The sequence below is a fragment of the Burkholderia sp. AU45388 genome, assembly GCF_030481585.1.
Lineage (GTDB): Bacteria > Pseudomonadota > Gammaproteobacteria > Burkholderiales > Burkholderiaceae > Burkholderia > Burkholderia sola.
Window position 1 is genome coordinate 47,586 of record NZ_JAUJPV010000023.1, and the last position, 14,931, is coordinate 62,516.

Consider the following 14,931-nt stretch of genomic DNA (forward strand, 5'->3'; position numbering starts at 1 on the left):
TCACCACATTGAATGCAGGTTGCGCGAAATACCTCCCATGCCGGGCCGAAATCGCGCAACCGCCAAAGAACGCACCGTTACATCAGCACGATGTCGTACTGCTCCTGGCTCAGGTTCGACTCGACCTGCAGCGACACCGGTTTGCCGATGAAGTCGATCAGCATCGCCAGATGCTGCGATTCTTCGTCGAGGAACAGGTCGATCACCTGCTGCGCGGCGATCACGCGAAACTCGCGCGGATTGAACTGCCGCGATTCGCGCAGGATCTCGCGCAGGATGTCGTAGCACACGGTGCGCGACGTCTTCACCTGGCCCTTGCCCTGGCAGGTCGGGCACGGTTCGCACAGCACGTGCGCGAGCGATTCGCGCGTGCGCTTGCGCGTCATCTCGACGAGCCCGAGCTGCGAGAAGCTGTTGACCGTCACGCGCGTGCGGTCGCGCGACAGCGCCTTCTTCAGCTCGGACAGCACTGCGTCGCGATGCTCGGCATTCTCCATGTCGATGAAGTCGATGATGATGATCCCGCCGAGGTTGCGCAGCCGCAGTTGCCGCGCGATCGTGTGCGCGGCCTCGAGGTTGGTCTTGAAGATCGTGTCGTCGAAGTTGCGCGCGCCGACATAGCCGCCCGTGTTCACGTCGATCGTCGTCATCGCCTCGGTCTGGTCGATCATCAGGTAACCACCCGACTTCAGGTCGACGCGGCGCGACAGCGCGCGCTGGATCTCCGTCTCGATGTTGTACAGGTCGAACAGCGGCCGCTCGCCGGTGTAGTGATGCAGCTTCGGACTCACGGCCGGCGTGAACTCGCCCGCGAATTCCGACAGGCGCTGGTAGGTTTCGCGCGAATCGACCTGGATGCGCGTCGTGTCGTCGTTCGCGAAATCGCGCAGCACGCGCTGCGCGAGATCGAGATCCTGGTACAGCAGGCTCGTCGCCGGCAGCCGCTGCGCCTGCGCGACGATCGTCGCCCAGGTCTTGCGCAGGTACGCGACGTCGCCGGCCAGTTCGTCGGAGGTCGCATCCTCGGCGATCGTGCGCACGATGTAGCCGCCTTTCTCGTCCGGCGGAATCACGGCGGTCAGGCGCGCACGCACGGCCTCGCGCTCGGCCTCGCTCTCGATCTTCTGCGAGATGCCGATATGCGGCTCCTGCGGCAGGTAGACGAGCGTGCGGCCCGCGATGCTGACCTGCGTCGACAGCCGCGCGCCTTTCGTGCCGATCGGATCCTTGATCACCTGCACCATCAGCGTCTGGCCTTCGAACACGATCTTCTCGATCGGCTGGTGCGGCACGGCCGATTGCGGCTCGCCCGCGAGCCGCGGATGCCAGATGTCGGCGACGTGCAGGAACGCCGCGCGCTCGAGGCCGATGTCGATGAACGCCGACTGCATGCCGGGCAGCACGCGCACGACCTTGCCGAGATAGATGTTGCCGACCCGCCCGCGCGACAGCGTCCGCTCGACGTGAAGCTCCTGCACCGCACCTTGCTGGACGAGTGCGACGCGCGTTTCCTGCGGCGTGAGGTTGATCAGGATTTCTTCGTTCATGGTGCGGTTCAGAAGGCGACGCGTGCGGTACGCAGCAGCGCGGCAGTCTCAAAAAGGGGCAGACCCATGATACCTGAATGGGATCCGTCGATTCGCTCGATGAATTCGGCCGCGCGGCCCTGGATCGCGTACGCGCCGGCCTTGCCGAACGGCTCGCCGGTGTCGACGTAGCGCGCGAACGCGTCGCGCGGTGCGTTTGAAAAGCGTACCGACGAGCGCGACAGCGCGGGCGGCAGCAGGTCGCCGTCGGCGCCGATCACGGCGACCGCGGTCAGGACTTCGTGTTCGCGGCCCGCGAGGCGGGTGAGCATCGCGAGCGCATCGCCGGCGTCGGCCGGCTTGCCGAGGATCGCGCCGTCGATGGTCACCGTGGTGTCCGCAACGAGCACCGGCGCGGCCGGCTTGCCGCTCGCGACGAGGCGCGCACGCGCGGCCTCGGCCTTCGCGACGGTCACGCGCCGCACGTACGCGTCGGCGGCTTCGCCGGGCAGTTCGGCCTCGAGCGCCTCGGCGTCCTCGTCGGGGCGCGGCAGCAGCAGCTCGAAGCGTACGCCGATCTGCAGCAGCAGCTCCTGGCGGCGCGGGCTTTGCGAAGCGAGGTAAAGAATCGGGAAAAGCGCGGGGGGCGTGCTGGACGGCATGGTGTCGTTATCTCGTTGAGCGCGCGCGGCGCGCGTCTCGAGGACGGCACGTCATGCGCGGTGGTAGGGGTGATTCTGCGTGATGCTCCACGCCCGGTAAAGCTGTTCGGCGAGCAGCACGCGCACCATGCCGTGCGGCAGCGTCATGCTCGAGATGCGCAGCAGCACGTCGGCGCGCGCTTTCAGCTCCGGATCGAGCCCGTCGGCGCCGCCGATCACGAACGCGACGTCGCGGCCGTCCTGCTGCCAGCCGGGCAGCGCCTGCGCGAGCTGCATCGTGGTCCAGTCGCGGCCGCGCTCGTCGAGCGCGACGAGGCGCGCGCCCTTCGGCAGCGCGGCCTCGATCTTCTGCCGCTCGGCCGCCATCACGCTTTCGGCGCTGCGGCCGCCCGAACGCAGTTCAGGCTTGATTTCGCGCAACTCGATGCGCAGTTCGGGCGGCATCCGCTTCGTGTATTCGTCGAAGCCGGATGCGATCCAGCCCGGCATCTTGTGGCCGACCGCGAGGATGAAAAGCTTCATCGGGACACGCGCGACGGCTTAACGGCGGCGGGCGGCCGTCTTGCGCGCCGGGCGTGCGGGCGCTTCTTCCTCTTCCTCGTCGTCTTCGCTCGCCGTCGCGAAGCCGTCGCCCTTGCCGCCGCCGAGCTTCATCCGCACGGGCTTGTCGCCCCAGATTTCCTCGAGGTTGTAGTACTGGCGCAGCGCCGGTTGCAGGATGTGTACGACCGCGTCGCCGCAGTCGACCAGCACCCATTCGCCGGTGTCCTCGCCTTCGGAGCTGACGACGTCGCCGCCGGCTTCCTTGACCTTGTCGCGCACGTTCGACGCGAGCGCCTTGGTCTGGCGGTTGGAGGTGCCCGAGGCGACGACCACGCGGTCGAACAATTCGGTCAGGTGGCTGGTGTTGAACACCTTGATGTCTTGCGCCTTGACGTCTTCGAGGGCGTCGACGATCACGCGCTGCAGTTTGCGAATATCCATGGATTCAGGAATGGTAGAGGCGATGTTGAAGAATATAGGCCCATACGGCGGCCGGCACATGTTCGGCCGACGCGTCGGGCATTCGCGCATGGCGTGCGATGCATTCGCGCAGGTGCGTGCGGATGTCGGTCGCGGCGATGTCGAACGAAAGGGTCGTATCGATCAGCAGGCGGCCCGCCGGCGTGGCCTTGAGCACGTCGGCGCCGGCCTGCCGCGCGGCGATTTCCCGCGCGACGTCCGGCGGCGCCGCGCCGAGCTCGAAGCCCGGGCGTGTCGACACGCCGATGTGCGCGTAGTCGAACAGCGTGCGCCAGTCGCGCCACGTATCGAGGCGCACGAGCTGGTCGGCGCCGATCAGCAGCGACAGCGACGCATCCGGGCCGATCCGCTCGCGCCAGCGCGCGAGCGTCTCGACCGTGTAGGTCGGGCCGGTGTGTTCGATCTCGTCGGTGGCGACGGTCACGGTCACGCCCGGCAGCACGAGCGAATCCGCGGCCGCGCGCGTCATCGCGAGCCGGTGCTCGGCGGCCGACACGTCGCGCTTCTGGTACGGCTGCCCGGCGGGCAGCAACACGAGTTCGGTCAGCTCGAGCAGCGCGGCGAACCGGCGCGCGAGCGCGAGATGGCCGTCGTGGATCGGGTCGAAGGTGCCGCCCAGCAAGCCGATACGACGCGGCAGCGGGGCGGGGCGGGCGGTGGTGTCCAGAAACGCGTCCTTTCGTTGGGGGCAGCGGGGCGCGCGGGCTCAGACCCAGTCGCGCGGCACGAGGAAGTCGCTATACAGGCGCGCTTCCGGTGAACCCGGCTCGGGTTGCCAGTTGTAGCGCCAGTTCGCGACCGGCGGCATCGACATCAGGATCGACTCGGTCCGGCCGCCGCTTTGCAGGCCGAACAGCGTGCCGCGATCGAACACGAGGTTGAATTCGACGTAGCGGCCGCGGCGGTAGGCCTGGAAGTCGCGCTCGCGCTCGCCGTACGGCAGCTCGGCGCGGCGCTCGACGATCGGCAGGTAAGCGTGCAGGAACGCATCGCCAACGCTTTGCATCATGTCAAACGAGCGTTCGAAACCGGGCTCCGAGAAATCGTCGAAGAAGATCCCGCCGATGCCGCGCGTTTCGTTGCGGTGCTTCAGGAAGAAATAGTCGTCGCACCATTGCTTGAAGCGTGGGTAGAGCTCGACGCCGAACGGGTCGAGCGCATCCTTGCAGGTCTGGTGGAAATGCCGTGCGTCGTCCTCGAAACCGTAAACCGGTGTCAGATCCATGCCGCCGCCGAACCAGAACACGGGGGCTTCACCCGGTTTCGTCGCGATCAGCATCCGCACGTTCATGTGCACGGTCGGGCAGTACGGATTGCGCGGGTGCAGCACGAGCGACACGCCCAGCGCCTCGAAGCCGCGGCCCGCGAGTTGCGGGCGCGCCGCGCTCGCCGACGGCGGCAGCGCGTCGCCCGCGACGTCGGAAAAGCCGATTCCAGCGCGTTCGAACACGCGGCCGCCTTCGAGAATCCGCGTGCAGCCGCCGCCGCGCAGGCGTTCGGCCGGCCCGCGCTGCCACGTGTCGGTCGCGAGCGGCGTGCCGTCGAGCGCGCCGAGCGCGTCGGCGATGCGTGTCTGCAGGCCCTGGAGATACGTGCGCACGCGCGTCACGTCGTAGGTCGAATCGGTCATGTCTGGACTGGCTGCCCCCACCCTGAGCGGGGGCCGTAAAAAAAGCGTCTGCCGGGCATTCTATCGAACCCCGGCGGAGGGGCCGCCGCCGCAAGGGCGCGGGGCGGCGAGGGCGACGTCACGCGCTCTTGCGGTTGAGCGCGCGAAAGCCGATGTCGCGGCGGTACTGCATGCCTTCGAAATTGATCTGGTTGATCGTGTCGTACGCATGCTGCTGCGCTTCGCGCACCGAATCGGCGAGGCCGACCACGCACAGTACGCGGCCGCCCGACGTCACGAGCTTGTCGCCGTCGGCGAGCGTCGTGCCGGCATGGAACGTCACGGCCTGTTCGGTTTCGGCCGGGATTCCGTTGATGCGATCGCCCTTGCGCGGCGCGTCCGGGTAACCGTGCGCGGCCAGCACGACGCCGAGCGCGGTGCGGCGATCCCAGTCGAGCTCGACGGTGTCGAGCGTGCCCGCGATCGCCTGCTCGACGACCTTCGAGAAATCGCTCTTCAGGCGCGCCATGATCGGCTGCGTTTCCGGGTCGCCCATCCGGCAGTTGAACTCGAGCGTGCGCGGATTGCCTTCCTTGTCGATCATCAGGCCCGCGTACAGGAAGCCCGTGAAACGGATGCCGTCCTTCTCCATCCCGCGCACGGTCGGCATGATGATTTCACGCATCACGCGTGCGTGCATCTGCGGCGTGACGATCGGCGCGGGCGAATACGCGCCCATGCCGCCGGTGTTCGGGCCGCGATCCTCGTCGAGCAGGCGCTTGTGATCCTGGCTGGAAGCCAGCGCCAGCGCATGCTTGCCGTCGACCATCACGATGAAGCTCGCTTCCTCGCCATCGAGGAATTCCTCGATCACGACGCGCGCGCCGGCATCGCCGAGCTTGTTGCCCGACAGCATCATGTCGACGGCCGCATGGGCCTCTTCGAGCGTCATCGCGACGACGACGCCCTTGCCGGCCGCGAGGCCGTCGGCCTTCACGACGATCGGCGCACCCTTCGCGTCGATGTACGCGTGGGCGGCGGTTGCGTCGGCGAAGGTTTCGTAGTCGGCCGTCGGAATGTTGTGGCGCTTCATGAACGCCTTCGCGAAATCCTTCGAGCTTTCGAGCTGCGCGGCTTCGCGGGTCGGGCCGAACACCTTCAGGCCGCGGGCGCGGAACAGATTGACGATGCCGGCCGCGAGCGGTGCTTCCGGCCCGACGAGCGTGAACGCGACGCCTTCGCGTTCCGCGAAATCGGCGAGTTCGTCGAGCGCCGTGATGTCGACGTTCTTCAGACGCTCGTCCTGCGCCGTGCCGCCATTGCCGGGCGCGACGTAGACCATCTGGACGCGCGGCGATTGCGCGAGCTTCCACGCCAGCGCATGTTCGCGGCCGCCGGAACCGACGACGAGTAGTTTCATGGGATTCCCCGCAGACTAGAAAACAGGGCGGCCGGCACGCTCAGGCGCGCCGGCCGCGAAATCGGTCGGGCCGCCGTCGCAATGCTGCGCACGGCGGCCGGCGTCTCATTCCTCGATGATGACGGCGTTCGTATACACGTCCTGCACGTCGTCGAGGTTCTCGAGCGCGTCCAGGAGCTTCTGCATCTTCGCCGCGTCGTCGCCGGTGAATTCGACTTCGTTCTGCGGCTTCATCGTCACTTCGGCGAGTTCGGCCTTGAAGCCGGCGGCTTCGAGCGCGTCCTTCACCGCCGAGAACGCCTGCCAGTCGCACAGCACTTCGATCGAGCCGTCGTCGTTCGTGTTCACGTCGTTCGCGCCGGCTTCGAGCGCGGCTTCCATCAGCGCGTCTTCCGACGTGCCGGGCGCGAACAGGAACTGGCCGACGTGATCGAACATGAACGCGACCGAGCCGTCGGTGCCCATGTTGCCGCCGAACTTCGAGAATGCGTGGCGCACTTCCGCGACCGTGCGGGTGCGGTTGTCGGTCAGCGTGTCGACGATGATCGCCGCGCCGCTGATACCGTAGCCTTCGTAACGGATTTCTTCGTAGTTCGCGCCGTCCGCGCCGCCGACGCCGCGGTCGATCGCGCGCTTGACGTTGTCCTTCGGCATGTTCGCGTCGGCCGCCTTGTCGACCGCGAGACGCAGGCGCGGGTTCGAGTTGACGTCGCCGCCGCCGAGGCGCGCCGCCACCTGGATTTCCTTGATCAGGCGGGTCCAGACCTTGCCGCGCTTCGCGTCGGCCGCAGCCTTCTTATGCTTGATGTTGGCCCATTTCGAATGACCAGCCATACCTTTCTCCGTGCCCGGGCGCGCAGCGCGGGCGATTGTTTCAGTGTGTCGTTGAATCGGCGGCCGTGTCGGCGGGCATGAAGCCGCGGGGCCGCGCGTGTCGAGTGGAGCGTGATTTTATCACGCGGCGACCGCCGGTTCGGGGCCGCCGCGCATGGCCGGACGGCCAGGGCGGCCGTCGCGGCGCGCCGGGGCCGCGCGGCACGGCGGCGCCGGCCGCCCGGTGCGGTCAGTTCTTGGTGCCGAACAGGCGGTCGCCCGCGTCGCCCAGGCCGGGCACGATGTACGCATGCTCGTTCAGGTGCGAGTCGAGCGACGCGACGAACAGCTTCACGTCCGGGTGCGCGTCCTGGAACACCTGCACGCCCTCGGGCGCGGCGACCAGCGCGACGAACATGATGTTCGCGGCGGGCACGTTGCGGCGCTTGAGCACGTCGACCGCATGCACGGCCGAATAGCCGGTCGCGACCATCGGGTCGCACAGGATGAAGATGCGGTCTTCCAGGTCCGGCAGGCGCACCAGGTATTCGACCGGGCGGTGGTCGTCGGCGCGGTACACGCCGATGTGGCCGACGCGCGCGGACGGCACGAGGTCGAGCAGGCCGTCCGACATCCCGATGCCCGCGCGCAGCACGGGCACGATCGCGAGCTTCTTGCCGGCGATCACCGGCGCGTCGACCGCCACCAGCGGGGTTTCGACCCGCTTGGTCGTGATCGGCAGGTTGCGGGTGATCTCGTAGCCCATCAGCAGCGTGATCTCGCGCAGCAGTTCGCGGAACGTGCGCGTGGACGTGTCCTTGTCGCGCATGTGCGTGAGCTTGTGCTGGATCAGCGGGTGATCGGTGATGAAGAGGTTCGGGAAACGGCTGTCCTGTTTCATGACGGGGTGCCTTGGCGGCAAAAGGGGATCGGGGGCGGCGGCGGGCACGGGCCGGCCGTCGCTCATGGCCGCAATTTTACCAAGGCGCGCCGTGTGATCCGGATATTATCGACGTCTCACGACAATCCGCGTGCCGCGCACGCCCGTTCGCCCGCCCGCCGGCGGCAGCGCGGGGCCGCGCGGCACGCGCGCCACCAGGGAAACGACGATGGATCTCGGCATCGAAGGAAAGACCGCGCTCGTGTGCGCGGCGAGCAAGGGCCTCGGGCGCGGCTGCGCGGAAGCGCTGGCCGCCGAGGGCGTGAACCTCGTGATCGTCGCGCGCACGCGCGACACGCTGGAGGAAACCGCGGAAGAGATTCGCGCCGGCGCGAACGTGTCGGTCACGGCGATCGCGTGCGACATCACGACGCCGGACGGCCGCGCGGCCGCGCTCGCCGCGTGCCCGCGGCCGGACATTCTCGTGACGAATGCCGGCGGCCCGCCGCCCGGCGACTTCCGCGACTTTTCCCACGACGACTGGATTCGCGCGCTCGAGGCGAACATGCTGACGCCGATCGAGCTGATCCGCGCGACCATCGACGGGATGATCGGCCGCGGCTTCGGCCGGATCGTCAACATCACGAGTTCGGCCGTGAAGGCGCCGATCGACGTACTGGCGCTGTCGAACGGCGCGCGTTCGGGGCTGACCGGCTTCGTGGCGGGGCTGTCGCGCAAGGTCGCGGGGCAGGGCGTGACGATCAACAACCTGCTGCCGGGGCTGTTCGACACCGACCGGATCGCGACGACGCTCGCCGCGTCGGCGAAGGCGCAGGGCGTGACGGTCGACGAGATGCGCGCGCGGCGCACCCGGGACATCCCGGCCGGGCGACTCGGCACGCGCGCCGAATTCGGCGCGGCCTGCGCGTTCCTGTGCAGCGTGCACGCCGGCTACATCACCGGGCAGAACTGGCTGCTCGACGGCGGCGCGTATCCGGGGACCTTCTGACCCGCGCTTTTCGATTCACGACGACAACAAACCGAACGACGAAGGAGACGGAGATGAGCAAACCCCGCATCGCACTGATTGCGCACGACGCGAAGAAGGACGAGATCGTCGCGCTCGCGGGCCAGTATCGCGAGACGCTCGCGCAATGCCGGCTGGTCGCGACCGGCACGACGGGCGGGCGCATCGCCGCCGCGCACGGGCTCGAAGTCGAGCGCAAGCTGTCGGGGCCGCTCGGCGGCGACCTGCAGATCGGCGCGGAACTGGCCGACGGGCGTGTCGACATCGTCGTGTTCCTGCGCGACCCGATGACCGCGCAGCCGCACGACCCCGACATCACCGCGCTGGTGCGCGCGTGCGACGTGCGCGACGTGCCGGTCGCGACCAACGTCGCGACCGCGCGGATGCTGCTCGACGATCTGGCGCGGAACATGCAGGACGTTTGCTAGGCGTGGGTCGGGCGCGATTGTCCCTGCCGGCGGCAGGGCCATGCACCGACGGCGGCGACGCGCGAGAATCGTGCGTCGCCACGCGCGCCTGCCGGCACTCCCACGAATCGGTGTGGCGCGCGCATCGGCGCCCCGGATTTTCCTGACTGACAGACAGAAGAGGAGCAAAACGATGCCGAAAGCAATCCGATACGACCAGCCGGGCGGCCCGGACGTGATGAAGTGGGTCGATGTCGAGGTCGGCGCGCCGAAGGCGGGCGAAGTCCGCATCCGGCAACACGCGGTCGGGCTCAACTACATCGACGTGTATTTCCGCACGGGCCTGTATCCGCAGCCGCTGCCCGGCGGCCTCGGGATGGAGGCGGCGGGCGAGGTGACGGCCGTCGGCGACGGCGTGACTGGGTTCCAGGCCGGCGACCGCGTCGCCTATGTCGGCCAGCCGCCCGGCGCCTATGCGCAGGAGCGCGTGATGCCGGCCGAGCGCGTCGTGAAGCTGCCGGACGGGATCAGCTACGACGACGCGGCGTCGGTGATGCTGCAAGGCCTGACCGCGCATTACCTGCTGCGCCGCACGTACCCGGTGAAGGCCGGCGACACGATCCTGATCCACGCGGCGGCCGGCGGTGTCGGGCTGCTCGTGTGCCAGTGGGCGAAGGCGCTCGGCGCGACCGTGATCGGCACGGTCGGCTCCGACGAGAAGGCCGGGCTCGCGAAGGCGCACGGCTGCGATCATCCGATCGTCTACACGCGCGAGAACTTCACGCAGCGCGTGAAGGAGATCACGCACGGCGCGGGCGTGCCGGTCGTCTACGATTCGATCGGCAAGGACACCTACGTCGGTTCGCTCGACAGCCTCGCGCCGCTCGGCTACTTCGTCAGCTTCGGCAACGCGTCGGGCCCGCTGCCGCCGATCGACTCGAAGGAATTCTCGTCGCGCGGCTCGCTGTTCTTCACGCGCCCGACGCTGTTCTCGTACATCGCGAAGCGTGCCGATCTCGAGGCCGCGGCCGCCGAATTGTTCGACGTGATCCTGTCGGGCAAGGTCAAGACGAGCATCAACCAGCGCTACCCGCTCGCGGAAGTCGGCCGCGCGCATGCCGATCTCGAAGCGCGCAAGACCACCGGCTCGACGATCCTCGTTCCCTGACGCATCCCGTTCGTGCCGGCGCCACGCCGGCACGTCCCGTTGCGGGCGGCGCCGGCGTGCCGCCCGTCTTGTCTCCCGACCTGCCTCCCGACCCGCCCGACGTCCCGCCGCACGTTCGGCCCGCCGTTCCCCGCCGCACGCGTTTACGTGTTTTTTACACCCGCCCCGACACCTTTGACCCGCCCTTTACGCGCGTTCCCATAAGGTTCCAGTCGTCCGATTTCGACGACGGAGAACAAAAATGGATGGGGTTTTCATCGGCGCACTGGTGCTCTTCACCGCGCTGATCCGCGGTTTGCTTGCCGGTTGCGACAAGCTCGCGCAATACGGTCGCGGGGGGCGCGCATGACCTGGATGCTTTGGCTGGCGGGCGCTTCGACGGCCCTGCTGTTCGCGTATCTCGTCTTTGCGCTGCTGCGCGCGGAGGACATCGAATGAACGCGAACAATCTGTTGCAGACGCTGCTGTTCATCGCCGTGCTGCTGGCGGCGGCCGTGCCGGTCGCGCGCTACCTGAGCGCGGTGATGGACGGTAGCTCGCGCGTCGTGCGCGTGTTCGGGCCGCTCGAACGCGTGCTGTACCGCGTCGCCGGCGTCGATGCGGGCAGCGAGATGAACTGGAAGCAGTACGCGATCGCGACGATCGCGTTCAACGCGCTCGGCGCGCTGTTCCTGTACGGGCTGCTGCGCCTGCAGGGCCTGTTGCCCGGCAACCCGCAGCAATTCGGCGCGATGACGCCCGACGGCGCGTTCAACACGGCCGTCAGCTTCGTCACCAACACGAACTGGCAGGACTACACGCCCGAGCAGACCGTCAGCTACCTGACGCAGATGCTCGGCCTGACCGTGCAGAACTTCCTGTCGGCGGCGACCGGCATCGTCGTCGTGATCGCGCTGATCCGCGGTTTCGCGCGCCACACCGCGCAGACGATCGGCAACTTCTGGGTCGACCTCACGCGCGTGACGATGTACGTGCTCGTGCCGATGTCGGTCGTGATCGCCGCGCTGCTGATGAGCCAGGGCGTGATTCAGAACATGAAGGCGTATCGGGACGTGCCGGTGCTGCAGACGAGCACCTATGCGGCGCCGAAGCTCGACGCGCAGGGCAACCCGGTGAAGGACGACAAGGGTAACGCGGTCACGGTGCCGACGCCGTTGACGAAGCAGACGCTCGCGATGGGTCCGGTCGCGTCGCAGGAAGCGATCAAGATGCTCGGCACCAACGGCGGCGGCTTCTTCAACGCGAACTCGTCGCACCCGTACGAGAACCCGACGCCGTTCGCGAACTTTCTGCAGATCTTCTCGATCCTGATCATCCCGGCCGCGCTGTGTCTCGTGTTCGGCCGCATGATCGGCGACCGCCGGCAGGGCATCGCGGTGCTAGCGGCGATGACGGTCGCGTTCGCGGTCGCGATCGGCGTCGAGGTGAACGCCGAGCAGGGCGGCAACCCGACGCTCGCCGCGCTGCACGTCGACCAGTCGGCGAGCGGGCTGCAGCCGGGCGGCAACATGGAAGGCAAGGAAACGCGCTTCGGGATCGCGCAGAGCGGCATCTTCACGGTCGCGACGACGGCCGCGTCGTGCGGCGCGGTCGACACGATGCACGATTCGCTGACGCCGCTCGGCGGCCTCGTGCCGATGCTGCTGATGCAGCTCGGCGAGGTGATCTACGGCGGGGTCGGCTCCGGCCTTTACGGGATGCTCGTGTTCGCGCTGCTCGCGGTGTTCGTCGCCGGCCTGATGATCGGCCGCACGCCGGAATACGTCGGCAAGAAGATCGAGTCGTACGAGATGAAGATGGTGTCGATCGTCGTGCTGCTCACGCCGCTGCTCGTGCTGGTCGGCACGTCGATCGCGGTGTTGGCGGACGCGGGCAAGGCCGGCATCGCGAACCCGGGCCCGCACGGCTTCTCGGAAATCCTCTATGCGTTCAGCTCGGCCGCGAACAACAACGGCAGCGCGTTCGCGGGCCTGACGGTCGGCACGCCGTTCTACAACTGGATGACCGCGATCGCGATGTGGTTCGGCCGCTTCGGCACGATCGTGCCGGTGCTGGCGATCGCGGGTTCCCTCGCCGCGAAGAAGCGCATCGCGGTGACGAGCGGCACGCTGCCGACGCACGGCCCGCTGTTCGTCGTGCTGCTGCTCGGCACGGTGATGCTGGTGGGCGCGCTGACCTACGTGCCGGCGCTCGCGCTCGGCCCGGGCGTCGAGCACCTGATGATGTGGCTGGGCGCGTGACGCGCCCGCATGGCGACACATTGAAAAGACTGAAGAGATTGAAGAGATCGCAATGACTCAACATTCCGCAACACGGTCCATGTTCGATCCGGCGCTGCTGCGCCCGGCGATCGTGGATTCGTTCAAGAAACTCACGCCGCGCACGCAGTTCCGCAACCCGGTGATGTTCTGCGTGTACGTGGGCAGCATCCTCACGACGATCCTGTGGATCGCGGCGCTCTCCGGCCAGGCCGAAGCGCCCGCGGGGTTCATCCTCGCGATCGCGCTGTGGCTGTGGTTCACCGTGCTGTTCGCGAACTTCGCCGAAGCGCTCGCCGAAGGGCGCTCGAAGGCGCAGGCCGCGTCGCTGCGCAGCGCGAAGAAGGACGTGATGGCGAAGAAGCTCAACGAGCCGCATCCGAAGTCGCCGATCCGCATCACGACCGCGTCCGACCTGCGCAAAGGCGACGTCGTGCTGGTCGAGGCCGGTGACGTGATCCCGGCCGACGGCGAGGTCGTCGACGGCGTCGCGTCGGTCGACGAATCGGCGATCACCGGCGAATCCGCGCCGGTGATCCGCGAATCGGGCGGCGACTTCTCGTCGGTGACGGGCGGCACGCGCGTGCTGTCCGACTGGATCGTCGTCAGGGTCACCGCGAACCCCGGCGAGGCGTTCCTCGACCGGATGATCGCGATGGTCGAAGGCGCGAAGCGCAAGAAGACGCCGAACGAGGTCGCGCTGACGATCCTGCTCGTCGCGCTGACGATCGTGATGCTGCTCGCGACCGCGACGCTGCTGCCGTTCTCGATGTTCTCGGTCGACGCGATGAAGGCCGGCCACGTGGTGACGATCACCGCGCTCGTCGCGCTGCTCGTGTGCCTGATTCCGACGACGATTGGCGGGTTGCTGTCCGCGATCGGCGTGGCCGGGATGAGCCGGATGATGCAGGCGAACGTGATCGCGACGTCGGGCCGCGCGGTGGAAGCGGCCGGCGACGTCGACGTGCTGCTGCTCGACAAGACCGGCACGATCACGCTCGGCAACCGCCAGGCATCGACGTTCGTGCCGGCGCCGGGCGTGACCGAGGAAGCGCTGGCCGATGCCGCGCAACTGTCGTCGCTCGCCGACGAAACGCCGGAAGGCCGCAGCATCGTCGTGCTCGCGAAGGAGCGCTTCAACATCCGCCAGCGCGACATGGCGCAACTGCACGCGACGTTCCTCGGTTTTTCCGCGCAGACGCGGATGAGCGGCGTCGATCTGCCCGGCCGCGAGATCCGCAAGGGCGCGGCCGACGCGATCCGCCGCTACGTCGAAACCCACGGCAGCCGTTTCCCCGAAGAAGTGCGCCGCGCGGTGGACGACGTCGCGCGCCGCGGCAGCACGCCGCTCGTCGTGGCCGACCTGCAGGACGGGGCGGCGCGCGTGCTCGGCGTGATCGAGCTGAAGGACATCGTGAAGGGCGGCATCAAGGAGCGCTTCGCGGAGCTGCGCAAGATGGGCATCAAGACCGTGATGGTGACGGGCGACAACCGGCTGACGGCCGCGGCGATCGCGGCGGAAGCGGGCGTCGACGATTTCCTCGCGGAAGCGACGCCGGAAACCAAGCTCGCGACGATCCGCGAGCACCAGGCGGCCGGGCGCCTCGTCGCGATGACGGGCGACGGCACCAACGACGCGCCGGCGCTCGCGCAGGCCGACGTCGCGGTCGCGATGAACACCGGCACGCAGGCGGCGAAGGAAGCCGGCAACATGGTCGACCTCGACTCGAACCCGACGAAGCTGATCGAGATCGTCGAGATCGGCAAGCAGATGCTGATGACGCGCGGCTCGCTGACCACGTTCTCGATCGCGAACGACATCGCGAAGTACTTCGCGATCATCCCGGCCGCGTTCGTGACGACCTATCCGCAACTGCGCGTCCTCGACATCATGCACCTGACGTCGCCGGCGTCCGCGATCCTGTCCGCGGTGATCTTCAACGCGCTGATCATCGTCGCGCTGATTCCGCTGGCGCTGAAGGGCGTGACCTACCGGCCGCTCGGCGCCGCGTCGCTCTTGCGCCGCAACCTGCTGGTGTACGGCCTCGGCGGCGTGCTGCTGCCGTTCCCGTTCATCAAGCTGATCGACATGACGCTCGCCGCGCTCGGCTGGGCCTGAGCCGGCCGTCCTTGAAGGA

General features: G+C 68.1%; 15 protein-coding genes. 6 read left to right on the forward strand and 9 right to left on the reverse strand.

What is annotated here, in order from left to right; translation table 11 throughout:
- Positions 1-77: 77 nt before the first annotated feature.
- The 9 genes from rng to upp all read right to left on the reverse strand — a co-directional run bounded on the left by rng (position 78) and on the right by upp (position 7,954).
- On the reverse strand, positions 78-1,547 hold the full coding sequence (gene rng / locus QZM72_RS28240; RefSeq protein WP_089468056.1) for a ribonuclease G: 1,470 nt from the start codon (positions 1,545-1,547) through the stop codon (positions 78-80).
- 8 nt (positions 1,548-1,555) lie between these two features.
- Positions 1,556-2,188 carry a nucleoside triphosphate pyrophosphatase gene (locus QZM72_RS28245; protein WP_089468055.1) on the reverse strand — a complete coding sequence of 211 codons (633 nt, stop codon included), beginning with the start codon at positions 2,186-2,188 and terminating at the stop codon, positions 1,556-1,558.
- Positions 2,189-2,239: 51 nt separating this feature from the next.
- Complete coding sequence (gene rlmH / locus QZM72_RS28250; RefSeq protein WP_006484265.1) at positions 2,240-2,710, reverse strand: 23S rRNA (pseudouridine(1915)-N(3))-methyltransferase RlmH; 471 nt, start codon at positions 2,708-2,710, stop codon at positions 2,240-2,242.
- Between the two features lie 18 nt (positions 2,711-2,728).
- Entirely contained in the window at positions 2,729-3,172 is a 444-nt protein-coding gene (gene rsfS / locus QZM72_RS28255; RefSeq protein WP_089468054.1) for a ribosome silencing factor, read from the reverse strand.
- Positions 3,173-3,176: 4 nt separating this feature from the next.
- Complete coding sequence (locus QZM72_RS28260) at positions 3,177-3,878, reverse strand: nicotinate-nucleotide adenylyltransferase (protein ID WP_301739761.1); 702 nt, start codon at positions 3,876-3,878, stop codon at positions 3,177-3,179.
- A gap of 39 nt (positions 3,879-3,917) precedes the next feature.
- Positions 3,918-4,841: an oxygen-dependent coproporphyrinogen oxidase gene (hemF, locus tag QZM72_RS28265; protein WP_089468052.1), complete on the reverse strand. Its 924-nt coding sequence runs from the start codon at positions 4,839-4,841 to the stop codon at positions 3,918-3,920.
- A 118-nt stretch (positions 4,842-4,959) separates the two neighbouring features.
- A complete protein-coding gene (gene purD / locus QZM72_RS28270) occupies positions 4,960-6,240 on the reverse strand; it encodes a phosphoribosylamine--glycine ligase (RefSeq protein ID WP_301739740.1) in 1,281 nt (426 codons plus the stop codon).
- A 105-nt stretch (positions 6,241-6,345) separates the two neighbouring features.
- Positions 6,346-7,074 (reverse strand): YebC/PmpR family DNA-binding transcriptional regulator, encoded by a 729-nt coding sequence (locus tag QZM72_RS28275; RefSeq protein WP_301739741.1) that lies wholly within the window; start codon positions 7,072-7,074, stop codon positions 6,346-6,348.
- Between the two features lie 229 nt (positions 7,075-7,303).
- On the reverse strand, positions 7,304-7,954 hold the full coding sequence (gene upp, locus QZM72_RS28280) for a uracil phosphoribosyltransferase (protein ID WP_006481871.1): 651 nt from the start codon (positions 7,952-7,954) through the stop codon (positions 7,304-7,306).
- A 208-nt stretch (positions 7,955-8,162) separates the two neighbouring features.
- Between upp and QZM72_RS28285 the strand changes: the two genes are divergently transcribed.
- The 6 genes from QZM72_RS28285 to kdpB all read left to right on the forward strand — a co-directional run bounded on the left by QZM72_RS28285 (position 8,163) and on the right by kdpB (position 14,912).
- Positions 8,163-8,942, forward strand: a complete 780-nt coding sequence (locus QZM72_RS28285; RefSeq protein ID WP_301739742.1) for an SDR family oxidoreductase — start codon at positions 8,163-8,165, stop codon at positions 8,940-8,942.
- Positions 8,943-8,995: 53 nt separating this feature from the next.
- Positions 8,996-9,388 (forward strand): methylglyoxal synthase, encoded by a 393-nt coding sequence (locus tag QZM72_RS28290; RefSeq protein WP_301739743.1) that lies wholly within the window; start codon positions 8,996-8,998, stop codon positions 9,386-9,388.
- 172 nt (positions 9,389-9,560) lie between these two features.
- A complete protein-coding gene (locus QZM72_RS28295) occupies positions 9,561-10,535 on the forward strand; it encodes a quinone oxidoreductase (RefSeq protein WP_089468048.1) in 975 nt (324 codons plus the stop codon).
- 345 nt (positions 10,536-10,880) lie between these two features.
- A complete protein-coding gene (gene kdpF / locus QZM72_RS28300) occupies positions 10,881-10,973 on the forward strand; it encodes a K(+)-transporting ATPase subunit F (RefSeq protein ID WP_006752209.1) in 93 nt (30 codons plus the stop codon).
- A complete protein-coding gene (kdpA, locus tag QZM72_RS28305) occupies positions 10,970-12,775 on the forward strand; it encodes a potassium-transporting ATPase subunit KdpA (protein WP_089468047.1) in 1,806 nt (601 codons plus the stop codon). The genes kdpF and kdpA overlap by 4 nt, the downstream gene beginning before the upstream one ends.
- Positions 12,776-12,827: 52 nt before the next feature.
- On the forward strand, positions 12,828-14,912 hold the full coding sequence (kdpB, locus tag QZM72_RS28310; RefSeq protein ID WP_089468046.1) for a potassium-transporting ATPase subunit KdpB: 2,085 nt from the start codon (positions 12,828-12,830) through the stop codon (positions 14,910-14,912).
- Positions 14,913-14,931 lie beyond the last annotated feature (19 nt).